Source organism: Ruegeria sp. AH3, assembly GCF_056536265.1.
This window is the reverse complement of the sequence record NZ_JBQFJL010000002.1, coordinates 305633-321540: the sequence shown is the minus strand read 5'-3', so window position 1 is coordinate 321540 and position 15908 is coordinate 305633. Positions and strand designations below refer to the sequence as shown.

General features: G+C 56.4%; 19 protein-coding genes. 12 read left to right on the top strand and 7 right to left on the bottom strand.

Going from position 1 to position 15908, the window contains the following annotated elements; all coding sequences use genetic code 11:
- The first annotated feature begins 27 nt into the window (after nucleotides 1-27).
- On the top strand, nucleotides 28-504 hold the full coding sequence (locus ACR3EM_RS19065) for an N-acetyltransferase family protein (protein WP_480472211.1): 477 nt from the start codon (nucleotides 28-30) through the stop codon (nucleotides 502-504).
- A gap of 34 nt (nucleotides 505-538) precedes the next feature.
- Here the strand turns inward: ACR3EM_RS19065 and ACR3EM_RS19060 are convergent, their stop codons facing one another.
- A complete protein-coding gene (locus tag ACR3EM_RS19060) occupies nucleotides 539-1585 on the bottom strand; it encodes an aromatic ring-hydroxylating dioxygenase subunit alpha (RefSeq protein ID WP_480472210.1) in 1047 nt (348 codons plus the stop codon).
- 96 nt (nucleotides 1586-1681) lie between these two features.
- Complete coding sequence (locus ACR3EM_RS19055) at nucleotides 1682-2611, bottom strand: LysR substrate-binding domain-containing protein (protein ID WP_480472209.1); 930 nt, start codon at nucleotides 2609-2611, stop codon at nucleotides 1682-1684.
- Between the two features lie 96 nt (nucleotides 2612-2707).
- Here ACR3EM_RS19055 and ACR3EM_RS19050 point away from each other — a divergent pair, with 96 nt between their 5' ends.
- The 3 genes from ACR3EM_RS19050 (at nucleotide 2708) to ACR3EM_RS19040 (ending at nucleotide 5210) form a co-directional block, all read left to right on the top strand.
- Complete coding sequence (locus ACR3EM_RS19050; RefSeq protein ID WP_480472208.1) at nucleotides 2708-3793, top strand: hypothetical protein; 1086 nt, start codon at nucleotides 2708-2710, stop codon at nucleotides 3791-3793.
- Nucleotides 3794-3947: 154 nt separating this feature from the next.
- Nucleotides 3948-4889: a fatty acid desaturase family protein gene (locus ACR3EM_RS19045; RefSeq protein ID WP_480472207.1), complete on the top strand. Its 942-nt coding sequence runs from the start codon at nucleotides 3948-3950 to the stop codon at nucleotides 4887-4889.
- A 3-nt stretch (nucleotides 4890-4892) separates the two neighbouring features.
- Nucleotides 4893-5210: a non-heme iron oxygenase ferredoxin subunit gene (locus ACR3EM_RS19040; protein WP_480472206.1), complete on the top strand. Its 318-nt coding sequence runs from the start codon at nucleotides 4893-4895 to the stop codon at nucleotides 5208-5210.
- Nucleotides 5211-5231: 21 nt separating this feature from the next.
- Here ACR3EM_RS19040 and ACR3EM_RS19035 read toward each other — a convergent pair whose 3' ends face one another.
- Genes ACR3EM_RS19035 through ACR3EM_RS19020 form a run of 4 tightly spaced genes read right to left on the bottom strand, consistent with a single transcriptional unit; the run spans nucleotide 5232 to nucleotide 8630 of the window.
- Nucleotides 5232-6113: an amino acid ABC transporter permease gene (locus ACR3EM_RS19035; RefSeq protein WP_480472205.1), complete on the bottom strand. Its 882-nt coding sequence runs from the start codon at nucleotides 6111-6113 to the stop codon at nucleotides 5232-5234.
- 55 nt (nucleotides 6114-6168) lie between these two features.
- The gene (locus tag ACR3EM_RS19030) at nucleotides 6169-7002 is read right to left on the bottom strand and encodes a transporter substrate-binding domain-containing protein (protein ID WP_480472204.1); all 834 of its coding nucleotides are present in this window, start codon (nucleotides 7000-7002) and stop codon (nucleotides 6169-6171) included.
- A gap of 36 nt (nucleotides 7003-7038) precedes the next feature.
- On the bottom strand, nucleotides 7039-7881 hold the full coding sequence (locus ACR3EM_RS19025) for an amino acid ABC transporter permease (RefSeq protein WP_480472203.1): 843 nt from the start codon (nucleotides 7879-7881) through the stop codon (nucleotides 7039-7041).
- A gap of 2 nt (nucleotides 7882-7883) precedes the next feature.
- Nucleotides 7884-8630, bottom strand: coding sequence for an amino acid ABC transporter ATP-binding protein (locus tag ACR3EM_RS19020; RefSeq protein ID WP_480472202.1), 747 nt, complete (start codon nucleotides 8628-8630; stop codon nucleotides 7884-7886).
- Between the two features lie 278 nt (nucleotides 8631-8908).
- Between ACR3EM_RS19020 and ACR3EM_RS19015 the strand changes: the two genes are divergently transcribed.
- The 3 genes from ACR3EM_RS19015 to ACR3EM_RS19005 are packed head-to-tail and all read left to right on the top strand — an operon-like array spanning nucleotide 8909 to nucleotide 11499.
- Nucleotides 8909-9487 (top strand): carboxymuconolactone decarboxylase family protein, encoded by a 579-nt coding sequence (locus ACR3EM_RS19015; protein ID WP_480472201.1) that lies wholly within the window; start codon nucleotides 8909-8911, stop codon nucleotides 9485-9487.
- An 11-nt stretch (nucleotides 9488-9498) separates the two neighbouring features.
- Complete coding sequence (locus ACR3EM_RS19010; RefSeq protein WP_480472200.1) at nucleotides 9499-10086, top strand: helix-turn-helix domain-containing protein; 588 nt, start codon at nucleotides 9499-9501, stop codon at nucleotides 10084-10086.
- 12 nt (nucleotides 10087-10098) lie between these two features.
- Nucleotides 10099-11499 carry an MATE family efflux transporter gene (locus ACR3EM_RS19005; RefSeq protein ID WP_480472199.1) on the top strand — a complete coding sequence of 467 codons (1401 nt, stop codon included), beginning with the start codon at nucleotides 10099-10101 and terminating at the stop codon, nucleotides 11497-11499.
- Here ACR3EM_RS19005 and ACR3EM_RS19000 read toward each other — a convergent pair.
- On the bottom strand, nucleotides 11455-11703 hold the full coding sequence (locus ACR3EM_RS19000; RefSeq protein WP_480472904.1) for a flavin reductase family protein: 249 nt from the start codon (nucleotides 11701-11703) through the stop codon (nucleotides 11455-11457). The two genes, ACR3EM_RS19005 and ACR3EM_RS19000, sit on opposite strands and share 45 nt — an antisense overlap.
- Nucleotides 11704-11849: 146 nt before the next feature.
- On the opposite strand from ACR3EM_RS19000, the gene ACR3EM_RS18995 reads away from it, so the two are divergent.
- From ACR3EM_RS18995 to ACR3EM_RS18975, 5 genes are all read left to right on the top strand, one after another.
- Nucleotides 11850-12824 carry a LysR substrate-binding domain-containing protein gene (locus ACR3EM_RS18995; protein WP_480472198.1) on the top strand — a complete coding sequence of 325 codons (975 nt, stop codon included), beginning with the start codon at nucleotides 11850-11852 and terminating at the stop codon, nucleotides 12822-12824.
- 103 nt (nucleotides 12825-12927) lie between these two features.
- Nucleotides 12928-13989 carry an LLM class flavin-dependent oxidoreductase gene (locus ACR3EM_RS18990; RefSeq protein ID WP_480472197.1) on the top strand — a complete coding sequence of 354 codons (1062 nt, stop codon included), beginning with the start codon at nucleotides 12928-12930 and terminating at the stop codon, nucleotides 13987-13989.
- The gene (locus tag ACR3EM_RS18985; protein WP_480472196.1) at nucleotides 13986-14765 is read left to right on the top strand and encodes an SDR family NAD(P)-dependent oxidoreductase; all 780 of its coding nucleotides are present in this window, start codon (nucleotides 13986-13988) and stop codon (nucleotides 14763-14765) included. The genes ACR3EM_RS18990 and ACR3EM_RS18985 overlap by 4 nt, the downstream gene beginning before the upstream one ends.
- A 3-nt stretch (nucleotides 14766-14768) precedes the next feature.
- Nucleotides 14769-15572, top strand: a complete 804-nt coding sequence (locus ACR3EM_RS18980; RefSeq protein ID WP_480472195.1) for an SDR family NAD(P)-dependent oxidoreductase — start codon at nucleotides 14769-14771, stop codon at nucleotides 15570-15572.
- Nucleotides 15484-15780, top strand: a complete 297-nt coding sequence (locus ACR3EM_RS18975) for a trimethylamine methyltransferase family protein (protein WP_480472194.1) — start codon at nucleotides 15484-15486, stop codon at nucleotides 15778-15780. Before ACR3EM_RS18980 ends, ACR3EM_RS18975 begins: the two co-directional genes overlap by 89 nt.
- Nucleotides 15781-15908: the final 128 nt, after the last annotated feature.

Below are 15908 nucleotides of genomic sequence, written 5' to 3'. Positions count from 1 at the left end.
CTTCTGTGGCCCGAACAGGAGGTGACGATGGAGAACACAAACTCAGACCCGATTGTGCAAATTCGCGACGCAGAGCTAAGTGATCTGTCTCAGATACTAACAATGATCCGCGCATTGGCCGAACATCACGGCGATGTTCCAGATGTCAACGCGTCAGATTTGAAACGTGATTTGTTCGCCAATCCGCCTTGGATTTATGCCCTGGTCGCCGAATTGGGCGATCAGATCGTCGGCTATGCCGCGCTTTGCCCTTTAACCCAGTTGCAGGTGGGGCTGCGCGGCATTGATATACATCATCTCTTTGTCGAGCGGTCGTTTCGCGGCGCGGGGATCGGACGGCAACTGATCGAAGGGTCCAAACGTAAGGCGCGGGCTCTGTCCTGTCGTTACATGATGGTCGGTACACATCCCGATAATTCAACCGCTCAAGCTGTCTATCTGTCCTGTGGATTCGAGCAACGACACGGAACACATCCAAAGTTTCGCATTTCCCTTGATGCCTGACCGCATTGGGGCTTTGGACCGCTTGTCTCGCGCTTCATGCCTGAACCGTGAGTTCAATCGGGTTAGCTTCGGCTTCGATCGCTCGATCCAGTGTTTTGCGGAACAGTTTTGCACCTGCGTCCAACCCCAAGTCTATATGAGGCGTTTTGGCGTGTTTCATGCCCAGGTGCACCCTCTCCAGAACCTCCTTGTCCTCAAGAAACGCCATTCGCGCGCCGTCATTCATGAATTTGGAAACCTCAGCATTCTCAGGATCTGAATTGCGATGCTGGAACCAGAAATACCGTGTTCGGTCCTCATCAATCGGAGTCATGAAATTGTAAGAGATGTTGATGAACGTCTCGGCAACCGCTTGCTTATCATACCCTCCGGTCCCGACGGGCGTATAGATGGATTTGTTCAAACCAATCGCAGGCATACACATTTCGTAATGCTGTAACCTGTCGCAATCCCCTTCGAATGCCACCAGCTTGGCATAGTACGGCGAGGGCGGCTTGTTCTCGATCCAGCGTGAGACGATCACACCACGATCCGTTCTTTCGACATTCAGTGGCTCTTCGTCTGTACCAGCCCCTGCAAAGGACGACACATGAACCCAGGCCACATGGCTGGGGTCAAGCAGATTGTCACAGACCCAAAGGTAATGGCAGTCGATATCCATCACGCCACCGTCGGTCTTACCCCAGCTTGGATCATCAAAATTTTCAATCGGAAATATTTTGTCGGGATCGGCCAATTCCGGATCTCCCATCCAGATCCACAAGAAGCGGTAACGATCCAACACAGGATAAGATTTAACGACTGCCCGGCGCGGGGTCATGCCGCGCTGGGTCGGACTGTCAGTGCATTTTCCCGAGCAATCGAATTTCAGACCATGGTAACCGCATTCCACCACATCGCCGATCAGATTGCCTTTGGACAGCGGCAGTTTGCGGTGCGGGCAGGCATCCTCCAGCGCGACCGGGGTGCCGTCCTGCTGGCGGTAGAACACAATGTTTTCACCAAGAAACGTCTCGGCCTTCAATTCGCGTCCGATATCCTTGCTCCAGGCGGCGACGTACCAGCAGTTTCTCAGAAACATCGATAGGCTCTCCATTTGGTCAGATGGCTTATAACAGTATGGGCGGTAGAGGCCCCCTGTGCCATGCCGGAAAGGTAATATCTTGTATAAGCCTGGCTAATTTAAAGCGGTGGCTGGATCGGGGATCTCCGGTTGCGCCTCGACCTCGGCATGAATCCAGTTCAGGAATTCGGCTACCTTCTCACTATCTTTGGCTTCCTGTGATCGCACCAACCAATAGGACAGCGGGGATTGCGTCATCTCGGCGAAGGGGCGGATCAAGCGACCATCCGCCAACATATCAATGACCAGCGGCTCTCGCCCCAAAGCCACACCCAAGCCTTCGATTGCGGCCTGAACAACCATGTTCGATTGCCCCAGCCGACGGGTTCGCATCGCGTTCGGCAATGTCAGGCCGCACTGCCGCGCCCAGAACTCCCAAGTCGGGCTGGCTGCCCCGTGATGCAGATTCTCATCTATCAGCATGGTGTGCCGCGCCAAATCCTCGATCCTGTGCAAATCGGGGCGCAAGCCGGGCGCGCAAACCGGAAACAACCGTTCGCCCATCAACAAATCCACCTCAAAGCCGGGATACTCGCCCAACCCATAACGAATACCGACATCCGCATCTGCCCCGGAAAACGGATATTGTCCTGTATCCGTCGCGATCGAAATCGACAGGTCAGGGTGCGCCATGTCAAAGCGCAAGAGCCGCGGGAATAGCCAGTTGAACGCAAAGCCAGGCAAGCAAGAAATAACGATCGTCCGATCGGTCCGCGTCTTGTCCCGAAGCTGCGTGCACACGTCTGAAATGCGCCCCAACCCTTCTGAGATTGCAAGCGCAAGTTGCTCGCCCTCGCGTGTTGGGCGCGACTGACGCGCACCGCGCACCAACAAGTCCCGGCCCAGCCACTCTTCTAGTGAACGGACATGCTGGCTGACGGCACTCTGGCTAACGCCCAGTTCCGCTGCGGCGGTAGAAAACCCCGAGTGCCGGACCACCGCCTCGAAGGCGCGCAGCGCGGAGTAAGGCAGGTTCAGGATCATATTAGCCACCCTAATGCCAACCATTATCACATTCAAATGGATTGGGCGTCCTTCCGCAGCTTACTTTATGCCCACCCGAACCCGCAGGAAACGCCAATGTCGGACATCACACCCGAGCGCGGAGCGCGCAATCTCTTGTCAAACTGTGCCCATGCAGTGGCCGGGGAACGGCTGTTGATCGCCTATGAACCGCCCGAGTTCGGATATTTCGATGCCGATAGCGTAGCTATCGTCTCAGGCGTTGCCCGATCCATGGGTCTTTCCGTCGACGCCGTGGATGTGGGATTCAATCCCGGCAATCCACACCTGTCGCCCGAGTTGCTGTCCCGGTTCGAAGATGCCGACATCATCCTGTTTCTGGCGCGGCTGGGGGATCAGCTGAGATTCTCAGACATGCCGCAAGGTAAGAAGGTCATCGTCAGCTTCGCCCTCAGCCGAGAGCTGTTCGGGTCGGGGTTCTCGAACGGGCATCACGATGCGTTCATGGAACTCAAAGCCGGAATAAATGCAGTGCTGAACACCGCAGAGGACGTGCGCTTTACCTGTCCCTTGGGCACGGATGTACGAGGTCGGCCAGAGATGAACCTGGACCCATCCGGCGACACCTCGATCCTGCGGTTTCCAATGTCGGTCTTCACGCCGGTTCCGGCGCACAGCTTCTCAGGTCGCGTGGCATTGACGTTCCTGACCGGGACGGGGTCGAAATACTATGACGACTATACCGTCGAGTTTGACCAACCGATTTTTGCCAACTTCAACAACGGTCGCTTGATCGGATTCGAGGGCCATCCTGCAGATGCCGCCCAAGCCGAAGCGCATTATGACCGGGTTGCCGAGCAGTTCGGCATTGACCGCAACTTCGTGCATTCGTGGCACGCGGGTATTCACCCGGGCTGCGGCTATCCCTGGGACATGCGCGATAATTACGAGCGTTGGGGTGGCGCCGCCTTTGGCAATCCGCGCATCCTGCATTTCCACACCTGCGGAGCCTACGCTCCAGGCGAGATTAGTTGGAACGTATTCGACCCGACCATTGTGGTAGACGGCGTGACCTACTGGGAAAACGGGATTTTCCATGCCGACCGTTTGCCCGGTGGATCCGAGATACTGGAGCGTTACCCCTGCGCCGCCGGGTTGTTTGTCAGCCCGGACATAGATATCGGACTGCGAAATGCGAGCTAAGCTTTCTGTCTTGATTGAACGCACCCTGGCACGTTAGCCTGCTAACAATAGCACCCGTCAGAATGGGCGCTATGGTGCGGAGCACTCCCGTCTCCGGTGCCGGATTACGCGATGAGGGCGCAGCCCCCGCTCCGGCAAATATTGTGGAATTCTCATGTCACAAGCAATCGTAACGCCTCTGACTCAGGCTTTGGCCGAAGGTAAATTGACGCGCGAAGAGTTGAAGGGATTCATGCAAAGATCAAACGGGCCCGGCCTACGCCACCTGGCGCTTTGGATCGCTGTGCTGACCTTCACAACCACCCTCGTCACATTGGCCTGGAACAGCTGGCTGATCTGGCCTGCGATGTTCCTGCAGGGCATTGTTCTGGTTCACCATTTCTCATTGCAGCATGAATGTGTGCATTATACCGTCTTTCGCACGCGCTGGCTGAACGATCTGGTCGGTCAAATCTGCGGTCTGATCATCATTCTACCGCATCGGTTCTTCCGCTACGAGCATTGCGACCACCACACCTATACGCAGTTGACCGGGGAAGACCCCGAACTTATCCCGTTACCCCAAACCATTGGCCAGTACCTGCTGTATCTGTCCGCCCTGCCCTATTGGCGCGGTAAGTTCACCGAACTGTTTCGCCATGCTTTGGGAAATCTCAGCGAGACGGAATTGCGGTTTATTCCAAAGGTCGAACATCAGGCGGTTTATCGCGATGCCCGCCGAATGCTTACCATCTATGCGGCGATCTTTTTGGGTATGGCTATTACCGGTTGGTGGGGTCTGATCTGGTACTGGATCATACCGCTGTTTCTGGGCGAGCCGGTGATGCGCTTTATCCGCATGACGGAACATGTAGGACGCCCAACCGTGGCGCAGATGTCGGAAAACACGCGTACCAATCTGGTCTCGGCACCCTGGGCCTTTCTGTGCTGGAACATGAATTACCATGCCGAGCATCACTATGTGGCCTCGGTTCCGTTTCACGCGTTGCCGCGCCTGCATGAAAAGCTGAAAGACCACATATACGTCGAGCCCGGAGGGTATCTGGCCGCTCACCGCGAGATTCTGCGCCAGATCCAGCACAAGGCAGAGGCGTGATCCATGGCTGATGAAAAACCGTGGAAGGATGTGATCGAGGTGGATCGGCTGGAAAAGAACTGGGTCACACGGGTGGAAGTCGGCAGGCGTCTGATCGCAGTCTATGACACATCTAGCGGGATATTTGCCTCACTAGCACTCTGCAATCATGGCGGCGCGGATCTGTGCGATGGCTATTTTGATGGGCATATCATCGAATGCCCCTTGCATCAGGGTGCGTTCGACGTGCGGGATGGGCGCCCGGTTTCAGCACCAGCGACAAGAGTTATGAAGGTATTCGAAACTCGGGTTGAGAACGGCATGGTGCAGATCAGAGTCTGAACCGGTCTCGCCCTTGATCGGCTAACGCCTGTCTGAGCGTTTTTCGAGGCGTGCGAACAATCGACTGAGGCCAAAGCAGACCACAAAGTAGAAGGCCGCTGTCGTGATCCACGCCTCGAATATCATGCGGGACGAAGCCACAAGCTCAACCGTTTTATAGGTCAGTTCCTGTACCGAAATCAGAGACAGGATCGAGCTGTCTTTGATCAGTGAAATAAACTGGTTTGCGAGCGGCGGCACCACTTTTTTCATCGCCTGCGGCAGGACCACATAGCGCAGTTCCTGAAACCGGCTCATGCCGATGGACCGGGCCGCCTCGCGCTGGCCTTTGGGAATCGACTGGATACCAGCACGGACGATTTCGCCGACAAAGGCACTTTCGAACAGGGCCAGAACGATGACGCCCGAGACCAGAGAGGGAAAGCGGCGCATGTCGCCAAAGAAGAATTCCCAAACCTGATTGTCCTCTTGCCGCGCAATGCTGCGGGCCCAGCGATCTAGGTTCAGCGCGTCGATCAGCTGTTGGGACAGGAAGAAGAAGAAGATAAAGACCACAACGACCGGCGGTACGTTGCGCAGAAATTCAAGATAGGTGCGGGCCAGCATGCGGATCGTCAGATTGCCCGAACAGCGCGCAACGCCCAGAATGGTGCCCAGGATCAGGGCCAGAATGCCGGAATAGATGCTGATGCGGATCGTTGCCACAAGGCCCTGCAACAGCAGGTTGGCAAAGTATTCCTCGCGCCCCGAATGCCAGCCGACGATATAGCCGGGGATCAGTTCCCACCGCCATTTGTAATTCAGCGTGCCTTCGATCGACAGCCAGATATACCCGAAAAACGCGATCAGAATCGCGACAATCAGATAATCGGGCCATCTGAGTTTTTTCAGGAAGTCTTGCACCTGGGCCGCTCCGCGTCTGGGTCGGGGACGACGGTGCCGCCCCCGGTTCGTTCAGTTATTGCGCAACCTGATCGGCCCACTCTTCGGTGGCGAACCAGTAATTGTGACGTTCTTCCAACCAGCCAGAGCGCCAGTTCTGCGCGATCCAGTTGTTGAAAAAGTTTATCGCATCCGGGTCGCCCTTTCGCATAGCAAAGGCTTCGCCGCGCGGGTCGAACAAATCGCCCTCCAAAACGACCAGAGTGTCAGGATTACGGCCCGCCTCGCGGTTTGGCGTGGGCTGCGATGCCATGGTTGCATGGGCATTGCCATTGAGAACCTCTTGGGTCGATGCGCCGTCCTCATCAAACAGCAGCAGATTAGCCTCGGGGAAATTCTCGGCGATAACAACAGCTGGCGTGGCCCCGCGACGTGCGGCAAATGTCACGTCCGGAGAGTTCAGGTCCTCTCGGGTCATGCCAGCCGTCATTTCCTTGTTGGCCAGAATGGCCAGACCGGAAAACGCATAAGGGTCGGTGAAATTCACCGTCAGGTTCCGCTGCGCCGTCACCGACATGCCCGAGATGATCACATCGAAGTTGCCCGACACCAGCGCGGGGATGATGCCATCCCAAGCCGTAGGCACGAATTCGACCTCAACCCCCATGTCTTCGGCCAGTTTGCGCCCGACATCCAGTTCAAACCCTATCAGGTCACCGTTCTTGTCTCGCATGGACCACGGCACGAACAACGACAATCCGATGCGGATCACGCCGTCTTGTTTGATGGTTTCAATTACACTTTCGCTGGACAGGCCCTGGGTCGCGCTTTGCGCCCAACCCGATGTGGCGACACTTGTTGCCACGACCGCGCCGAGAGCGGCCCCCAACATTCTGCGAGAAAGCTTCATCTTGGTTCTCCTTGTTGTCCGACATAGTTCTCAGTTTTATTGGTCGACGGCATATTTCTTCTCTAGATGGCTCACGCCGATCGACAGGATCAGGGTCACCACCAGATAAACCAGAGCGATGGTGAACCAGATTTCGAAACTCATGTAGGTATCGGAAATGATGTTGCGGCCAAACGTGGTCAGTTCGGCCACCGCAATCACGCTGACAATCGCCGAGGATTTGATCAGATGAACGACCTCGCCGGTCATGGGCGGTAGCATAAAGCGCACTGATTGCGGCAGGATGATATAGCGATAGGTCTGATAGGGGCTCATCCCGATGGATTTCGCAGCTTCCCATTGACCGGTTGGGATCGCATTGATCCCTGCCCGAAAGATTTCGGAAATCAAAGCCGAGTGGAACACCGCCAATGTCAGAATACTGGCGGTGTAGCGGTCAAATCCAAAGATCGGGCCAAGCACATAGTAGAAAAGGTATAGCAGAACCAACAATGGGATGTTGCGGATCAGTTCCAGAAACCCCACCGCGACAGCTGATCCGATTACAAGACCTGACAATCGCAGCAATGCTATGAGAAGACCAATCGCTGTCGCCAGCAGGAACGATATCACCGACAGTTTGATTGTAGCAACCAACCCGATTGGAATTTCGCCCCATTCAAACCCGACCTCGGTATTGCGATACAGGAATTGCGGCACGCGGTACCATTGCCAGTTATACCCCATGCTTTGCGCACCAACATACGCACCGTATGAGATCAACCCGACAATGATGGCGTAGATCGCAATCGAAATCAGAACCGAGTCGAAAAAACGCTTCAGGATAGGCGGCCTTGGCAGCGGCTGACCCTTTGGTCCGGATATGCCCAGGTCGCTCATGCTCAGTGGGCCAGAATCTGATCCAGGAACAGGCGGCACCGCTCACTGGAAGGATTGGTAAAGAACTGCTCAGGTGGCGAGACCTCGACGATCCGCCCTGCCTCCATAAAAACCATCGTGTCCGCGACTTTACGGGCGAAACCCATCTCATGTGTGACGACGACCATGGTCATGCCGGTGTCGGCCAGTTCGACCATTACATCCAGAACCTCGTTGATCATCTCGGGATCAAGCGCCGAGGTCGGCTCATCAAACAGCATGATCCGGGTTTCCATACACAAGGATCGTGCAATGGCCACGCGTTGCTGTTGCCCGCCCGAAAGCTGCGCAGGGTATTTGTCCGCTTGTTCCGGGATGTGCACACGCTCTAAGTAATTGCGCGCGGTCTCTTCGGCCTGAGCCTTCGAGATTTTGCGCACTTTCATCGGACCAATCGTAAGGTTTTCAAGAACGGTCAGGTGCGGAAACAGGTTGAACTGCTGGAACACCATTCCGACTTCCTGACGCAGTTCGCGAATTTCCTTGGCGCCGTCATAGACCTCGATCCCGTCAATCACGAGGCGACCGGAATTGTGCCATTCCAAACCATTGAAGCAGCGGATCAACGTCGACTTGCCGGAACCGGACGGACCGCAAATCACAACCTTCTCGCCCTGATGCACCGTCAGATCAATATCTTTCAGCGCGTGGAAAGTGCCATAAAACTTGTCCAGATTGGTCACTTCGATCATCGGAGTGGCTTGGTTCATGTCGTGCCTGTCTGGGTTCGGGACGCCAAGGTCGGTTGTTTGAAGTTATCACGGGCGCACCACGCCCGGCTGCGCAGCCTGGTCGACCATCACAATTCAGCCGGTATAGGACGGCCGCTGCGATTGCGTGGAGCGGTCGGCCAAAGCCAGAGACTCCTCAAAGTTGTTGCACTGTAATTAATATGGTTGCTTAATATGCAATACTCGTCAATAAAAAAGTCAGAGCGAAGGATTACACTGCCTGAAATTTGTGCTCGTGACCAAAGGAGGAACTGTGGATGTCCGCATGGATCAGGATGATATCTGACGAAGATGCCGACGCGCAGCTGCGGACCACTCTGGACCTGGCGCGTACGCCACATGGAACGGTGGACAATGTCATGCGCGTCCATTCTCTGCGACCTAACACCATGAAAGGACACGTGATTTTGTATCGGGCCTGCCTTCACGATCAGGTCAACACCGTTCCGATGTGGTTTCAGGAAGTCATCAGCTCTTACGTCTCCACACTCAACACTTGCCCGTATTCCTACGCCAATCATTGGGCCAATGCGCGCCACCTGATCGGCGACGACGCGCGCGCTGACAAGATCGAAGCCGCACTGAAAGCCCAACGCCCGCAAGAGGCGTTCGAAGGCGCCCATCTTGAAGCACTTAGATATGCCGAGAAGCTGACAATCTCACCGGGAACGATGATCGAATCAGATGTCACTGCCCTTAGGGAATCCGGATGGTCGGATGGAGAAATTCTCGAAATCAACCAGATCGTTGGTTATTTCAACTACGCCAACCGATTGTTAAATGGCCTTGGCGTCACGACTAAAGGCGATGTTGTGGGGTATTACAGCAGCGAGTGAAAGGACGGATCATGCAAGGAGACCCTCCGGGCAGACAGATCGACCGCGCCATTGGTGCTTCGCTGAAGGAACTGCGTCAAAGCCGCAAACAATCCGCGCGTCGACTTGCTGAACAATCTGGTATTTCCGCCGCCATGGTCAGCCGCATCGAAAACGGATTGGTTTCCCCGTCGATTGACACATTAGCTGCATTAGCAGAAGCGCTTGAAGTCCCGATTGTGTCGTTGTTCCGTGAGGCGCGGACCGACCACACTGACTACACCCTTGTACGCCACGGTGAAGGACTGAAATCGACCCGCATCTCGGCGGGGCACAGCCACGAATATGTCAATCTGGCACTGCATTCACGAAAAGACCTGCGCTTTCAGGCGCGCCGCGTCACGCTGCTGCGCGAAGGTGGCCCACCCCCCACTTATGTGGGTCATGGCGTGGTCTTTGTGCAAGCCATCGAGGGCGAAGCCGTCTACCGATATGGCGAGGCCCGCTTTACGCTCTCGGCCGGTGACTCGATCAGCGTTGACGCTGAGCTCAACCATGGGTTCGAAGATGTTCTGACCCGCAAGTTTGTCTTTCTGACCGTTCAAGCCGAGCGCCCGTGAAGCCCTGATGACATGGCGGAGGCAATCGATCTTGAACTGACCAAAGGGTCCATTCCAAGTCACTTTCGGACCCTGGCCGTTCCAGGCGCGGTCGGAATGTTGTTCAGTACGCTATACAATATTGTCGACATCTTTTTTGCAGGGCTCCTGTCCACCAGCGCGCAAGCAGGGCTCGCGCTAGGGTTTCAGGCCTTTTTCATCTCAATCTCGGTGGGCGTTGGACTGGGTGCCGCCATGAGTGCTCTGGTCGGCAATGCCTTGGGCGCAGGCGACAACAGAACGGCGCGACGACTGGCAGCGCAAGGGATGTCATACGGATTTGTTGCATCCTGCCTGCTTGCCCTGGCCGGATTGTGGTTTGGGCCCTTGCTGATCAAGCTGGTTTCTGAACCCGGCGTATACCGTGACGCGGGGCTACGCTATTTCTATTGGCTGCTTCTAGCAATGCCGGGGTTCCTGCTGGCCCATGGCTGTAACGGTATCCTTCAGGCCCATGGTGATGCTGTTTCCATGCAGCGGGCACTCATTGTGGCTTTTCTGGCAAACATTATTCTGAACCCGCTTCTGATCTACGGGATCCCGGGTGTGATCCCAGGTATCGGCTTTGATGGTTTGGCTTTATCCACCGTAATCAGTCAGACCGGTGTGATGATCTTTCTGATCCGGCAAGTGCTCCGGAGGCGACGGATGAAACGATTGCGTGTCGCCTATTTCATTCCCCGCATGAAACGGTTTGCCGAAATCTCTTTACAGGTTCTACCCACTGCTCTTTCCTTCATGGTCATGCTGCTGTCGGCCTTCGTCATGCAGTTCGCGCTAAAACTGTTTGGCGAACATGCCATCGCGGGGTACGCGATCGCAATTCGTCTGGAACAAGTTTTGCTGCTGCCCATTCTGGGCGTGACAGGCGCTCTACTGCCAATCGCGTCTCAGAATTTTGGGGCACGTGATAATCAGAGAGTACGCGCCGCGCTATTCTACTGCTGGCGCATCGGCTTCATCATGTCACTGATCGCGATCCCGATCCTCTGGTTTGGCGGACCCTTGCTTATGCGACTTTTCACAACGGACCCCGAAGTGATCCGTGTCGGCGTCAGCTACTTACGCGTCGATAGCCTGATTTTGCCCTTCTACATGATGTTGTTTTCGATCAACTCGCTGCTGCAGGCCTTTAAGAAACCGATCTGGACAGTCTGGATCAGCCTGTATCGCCAGGGGTTCGGAGTGGCATTCTTTGTCTGGGTGTTTATTGGCCCTTTGGGATTCAATGAAATCGGGGTCTGGTTGGGAACAGCAGCGGCTGTTGTATCCGGTTGGGTCATCGCTATGGCATTGACTACAAGGATTGCACAAACACAGATCGGCGGTTTAAGATCTGAAGACATATACAGACCCTCGGGAGGCTTCCGATAAAATCCCAGTTTTGGGAAGGAGGAGGTTTTCATGACGGACAATCAACGAGAGATTCAGCGTAAGCTCCGTGTTCTGCAGCCTGCTCAGAATACGGCTTTTCTTGTTAATGCAGATCTGCAACGCGGGCGGAGCCGCCATCAAAGAACAGACCGCGCTGATGGCGGTGCCGTGTTCGCCATTGGTGGTGACAATCGTAACGGGCATCACCGCTTTGCGCATCGCGGATGTGATTTCGGTGGTGTCTAGCACGTCGCCTCCGTCTGGCTCATACCTTTGTGCGAGGGCGACCGCCTTGATCACAAGAACGAATTGCTTAAGCTCTGCCCAACAAAAACTTATGCAGGTCTGCGATGCGACGTGCCCTTCGAAACAAACTGGATCATCTTCGGCCCGATGCATTGTCGAAACTTGAACCGGTTGGCTTTGACAGCAATCGTATGCGGCGTTCGCTGCCACCATTACAGACCCTGATCGCCTTTGAAGCGGCCGCGCGGTTGCATAGTTTCACGCTGGCCGCTGCGGAACTGAACCTGACACAACCGGCGGTCAGCCAGCAGGTCAAACTGTTAGAGCATCGTTTGGGCGTCAAACTCTTCCGTCGTCGCAACAACATGATCCTGTTGACTGAAAAAGGTGAACAATTCGCCGAAGACGTGGCTGAGATCCTCAACACACTGGGCGAATGTGTGCAGAATCTGGCCCCTGATGCCGGGCGGACGACGCTGACGGTCAGCTTGCTACCGTCCTTTGCCTCGACATGGTTTGCTTCGCGGGCGCATCGGTTTGTGGCGGCCAATCCTTCGGTCGACTTGCTGACGTTGTCGACCGTGGCAAAGACAGGCTTTGGGCAAGAGGATGCGGATGTCGCCATTCGCTGGGGTTCGGGCGGATACACGGATGGTTATGAAGAGTATCTTTTCGGTGAACAGCACATGCTCGTCGCCTCAGCGCAAACTGCCGCGATGTTGGGCGACATTTCAGATATCGGCGCGCTGGCAGACCGGCCCTTTCTGCACGACACCAATTACAATGAATGGCGTGCTGTGATTGAAATAAATGGCGGAGATCCGGCGGCGTTCGAACACGGGGTCTATTTCGGCGACAGCAGCGCCACAGTGAACGCCATTCTCTACAGTCAGGGCATCGGTGTAGTGCGCGATGTAATTGCCCGACATCTGCTGGCCTCAGGTGCTTTGGTCCAATTGCCGTTCGAGCCCGTCGAGGGGCCGTTTTCCTACTATTTTATCTGTCCCGAACGCCGCGTCGAACAGCCCCGCGTTCAGACCTTTCTGACCTGGTTGAGGCAAGAGGCACAAAGCCCATAAGAAATTCTTTGTCGCTGATAAAGGATTCACCATTTGGTGCTTTGTCAACGTTTCGTCAAACTGCGCGGAATACATGTAGCAGCCAGACCGGAGCCCGAAGGACATGGAATTTTCGTTGTTCAACTTGATGACCAAGCCTGTTGACGGGTCTTCACATTCAGATGTGTTTAACCAGATGCGCAGCATGACGAAAATGGTTGATGACGCAGGCTTTGGCGTGGCGTGGTTCGCCGAACATCACTTATCGAACTATTGCATCTCGCCCTCGCCGCTGATGATGGCTTCGCACATGGCCGCGCAAACCAAGCGGATCAAGGTAGGTCCTGCGGTTGTGGTGATGCCTTTCTATGAGCCCCTGCGTCTGGTCGAGGATATCTGCCTGACCGATCAGTTGACAGAAGGCCGTCTCGTACTGGGTCTGGGCACCGGATATCAGCCGCGCGAATTCAAGAAGTTCGGGTTTGAGATCAATGACCGTCTGATGCGCGGGCTGGAGATTTGGGACTGCATCGAACAGGGCGTCTATAGCGGCGTGATCGACTATCAGGGCGACCACATTCAGATCAGCAACGCGGCGCTGTCCATCGCGCCGGTTCAAGATCGCATCCGCACCCTCGCAGTCGGCAACGCGCCCGAAATGCGCCAGAAGATGATCGACTACGGGGCTGAAACGCTGACCACCCCGGCCATCGGGCCAAACGCAATCGTGGGCACCGCTCGGCGGCTGTACAAGGAAACGCGGACCGAGAACGGCTTGATGGGCGATGATTTCCCGTTTGCGGTACAGCGCTATGTCTACGTCGCCAATGACAAGGACGATGCCCGCGCCGCGGCCGTGCAGGTTCTGATCCATGCGCGCATGTCCAACAACATGCGCCGCCCCGAACCGCTGATGGACGGCGCGGACCTCAAGATCGTGCCCTTCGACAATGAGCCCGACATCGACACAGTTCTGCAACGCGCCATCATCGGCGATGTCGAAGAGGTCACGCAACGCATCGTGGCCGAGGCGCGAGAATTCGGCATCACCCATCTGAGCGTCTTCATGCAGATCGCCTCGATGCCGTTTGCCAACACCCTGCGCTCGCTGGAGCTGTTCTGCGATCAGGTGATGCCTGCGGTCAATGCCGCGCTTGAGGCCGATAATGCAGCGCTCGCTTCATGACCGGTCTAGATTTTTCGCTGGCAGGCAAATCCATTCTGATCACCGGGGCTGCGCGCGGATTAGGCGCGGCCATGGCGCAGGCCTGCGCTGCGCAGGGCGCACAGCTGTGCCTGCAAGACATCAACGCTGAGGCTGTCGAGGCCACGGCGGACAGCTTGCGCGCGGATGGAGCAACTGTGCAAACAGCCGCCTTCGACCTGACTGATTTCGACACCTGCACCGATTGGGTGCAGGGCATCGGTTCGATCTGGGGCCTGATCAACAATGCTGGCATCACCAATCACGGGCATGTGCTGGACCAGACTATCGACGACTACCGGTCCATCTATGACTTGCATGTCTTTGCGCCTTTCGTACTGGCGCGTGAGGCAGCTCAGGTGATGAAGGCCAATCCGGGGCCGCAGCGGGGTCGGATCGTCTCGGTGTCCTCGATCGCGGCCACGCACCCGCGGCCCGGAATCGGCAACTATGCCTCGTCCAAGGCGGCCATCGCTGGGCTGACGCGGTCTCTGGCGGCGGATTTCGGGGCGGATGGCATCTGCGTCAACGCCATTGCACCGGGCTATGTCCTGACCGAGATGAACCACAAAATCCTGAGCGATCAGGATTTCGTGCGCCGGATTGAAAACCGGACCCCGGCGGCACGATGGGCCGAGCCTGCAGAAATCGCGGCCCCGGTCGCGTTCCTGATGTCCGAGGCGGCATCCTACATCAACGGGCAATTGCTGGCCATCGACGGCGGCATGAGTGCCTTTTTGCAATCGAACGAGGGGTAACACATGGCGCGACTGACAGGGAAAGTCGCCTTGGTGACGGGTGCGGGCTCGATGAAGCGCGGCATGGGCAATGGCAAGGCTACGGCCATCCGGCTGGCACAGGAGGGGGCCGCCATCGCTGCGCTGGATCTGGATGAGAACGCCGCCGAGGAAACCTGTGACCTGATCCGGCAGGACGGCGGACGGGCCATTGCCCTGACGGCAGACGTGACGCGGGAAGATCAGGTAAAGGCCGCCATTGCTCAATGCCTGTCCGAATTCGGTCAGATCGACATTCTGCAAAACAACGTGGGTATCCTAAAAACCGGCGGCGCGATGGATAGCACGGTCGAGGATTGGGACCTGCTGGTTCATGTGAACATGAAAGCGGTCTTCCTGCCCACCAAACATGTACTGCTGCATTTCGTTGAGCGCGGGGCCGGGGTGGTGACCAATATCTCCTCGATCGCCGGGCTGCGGTATCTGGGCACGCCTTACATCGGGTACAACGCCACCAAGGGCTCAATCATTTCCTTCACCCGCAATCTGGCGGCGGAAATGGCCCCGCATGGGGTGCGCGCCAACGCAATCCTGCCCGGCTTCATCGACACGCCGATGGCGCGTAACATCACCGAACAGAACACGGATGACCCGTCGACAATCGACTGGGACGCGCTGGACAAACAACGCACCGCGCGCATCCCGCTGGGTCGCGTGGGCACCCCTTGGGACGTGGCCAATGCCGCCGTCTTTCTGGCCAGCGATGACGCATCCTATATCACTGGTACCGAAATCACCGTCGACGGAGGGGTGTCGTGCCGCGTGTAAAAGGGCGGTCGGGATTGATTGTCACGATCCCGTCGCGCTGGACCGCTGGCAGCGGGCCGGAGCGGATGTTTCAGGTGACCAGGTGCAGATCGACTGCACCCTGTTGATGGATCTGGTGGCAAAGGCCTGTCGGAAATCCGCGTGCAGGGGCGTGGGGCGACGACCGAGTTCACGATGGGTGGCGATACTAGCGTGTTCTGCACCATGAAAAGCGCGCCCTTATACGCGATCGGGACGGAGCGCGCCGCTCGACCATCGAGGCGGGTGTGATCAATTTCGCACGCCCTGCCCAAACCTGCCAGATGTGTCGCAAGCTTTTGGAACGACCAGCACTAG

Coding starts and splice junctions, on each gene's coding strand:
- ACR3EM_RS19065 (WP_480472211.1), top strand. CDS start 28: ATGGAGAACACAAACTCAGACCCGATTGTGCAAATTCGCGACGCAGAG.
- ACR3EM_RS19060 (WP_480472210.1), bottom strand. CDS start 1,585: ATGTTTCTGAGAAACTGCTGGTACGTCGCCGCCTGGAGCAAGGATATC.
- ACR3EM_RS19055 (WP_480472209.1), bottom strand. CDS start 2,611: ATGATCCTGAACCTGCCTTACTCCGCGCTGCGCGCCTTCGAGGCGGTG.
- ACR3EM_RS19050 (WP_480472208.1), top strand. CDS start 2,708: ATGTCGGACATCACACCCGAGCGCGGAGCGCGCAATCTCTTGTCAAAC.
- ACR3EM_RS19045 (WP_480472207.1), top strand. CDS start 3,948: ATGTCACAAGCAATCGTAACGCCTCTGACTCAGGCTTTGGCCGAAGGT.
- ACR3EM_RS19040 (WP_480472206.1), top strand. CDS start 4,893: ATGGCTGATGAAAAACCGTGGAAGGATGTGATCGAGGTGGATCGGCTG.
- ACR3EM_RS19030 (WP_480472204.1), bottom strand. CDS start 7,002: ATGAAGCTTTCTCGCAGAATGTTGGGGGCCGCTCTCGGCGCGGTCGTG.
- ACR3EM_RS19025 (WP_480472203.1), bottom strand. CDS start 7,881: ATGAGCGACCTGGGCATATCCGGACCAAAGGGTCAGCCGCTGCCAAGG.
- ACR3EM_RS19020 (WP_480472202.1), bottom strand. CDS start 8,630: ATGAACCAAGCCACTCCGATGATCGAAGTGACCAATCTGGACAAGTTT.
- ACR3EM_RS19015 (WP_480472201.1), top strand. CDS start 8,909: ATGTCCGCATGGATCAGGATGATATCTGACGAAGATGCCGACGCGCAG.
- ACR3EM_RS19010 (WP_480472200.1), top strand. CDS start 9,499: ATGCAAGGAGACCCTCCGGGCAGACAGATCGACCGCGCCATTGGTGCT.
- ACR3EM_RS19005 (WP_480472199.1), top strand. CDS start 10,099: ATGGCGGAGGCAATCGATCTTGAACTGACCAAAGGGTCCATTCCAAGT.
- ACR3EM_RS19000 (WP_480472904.1), bottom strand. CDS start 11,703: ATGCCCGTTACGATTGTCACCACCAATGGCGAACACGGCACCGCCATC.
- ACR3EM_RS18995 (WP_480472198.1), top strand. CDS start 11,850: ATGCGACGTGCCCTTCGAAACAAACTGGATCATCTTCGGCCCGATGCA.
- ACR3EM_RS18990 (WP_480472197.1), top strand. CDS start 12,928: ATGGAATTTTCGTTGTTCAACTTGATGACCAAGCCTGTTGACGGGTCT.
- ACR3EM_RS18985 (WP_480472196.1), top strand. CDS start 13,986: ATGACCGGTCTAGATTTTTCGCTGGCAGGCAAATCCATTCTGATCACC.
- ACR3EM_RS18980 (WP_480472195.1), top strand. CDS start 14,769: ATGGCGCGACTGACAGGGAAAGTCGCCTTGGTGACGGGTGCGGGCTCG.
- ACR3EM_RS18975 (WP_480472194.1), top strand. CDS start 15,484: ATGCCGCCGTCTTTCTGGCCAGCGATGACGCATCCTATATCACTGGTA.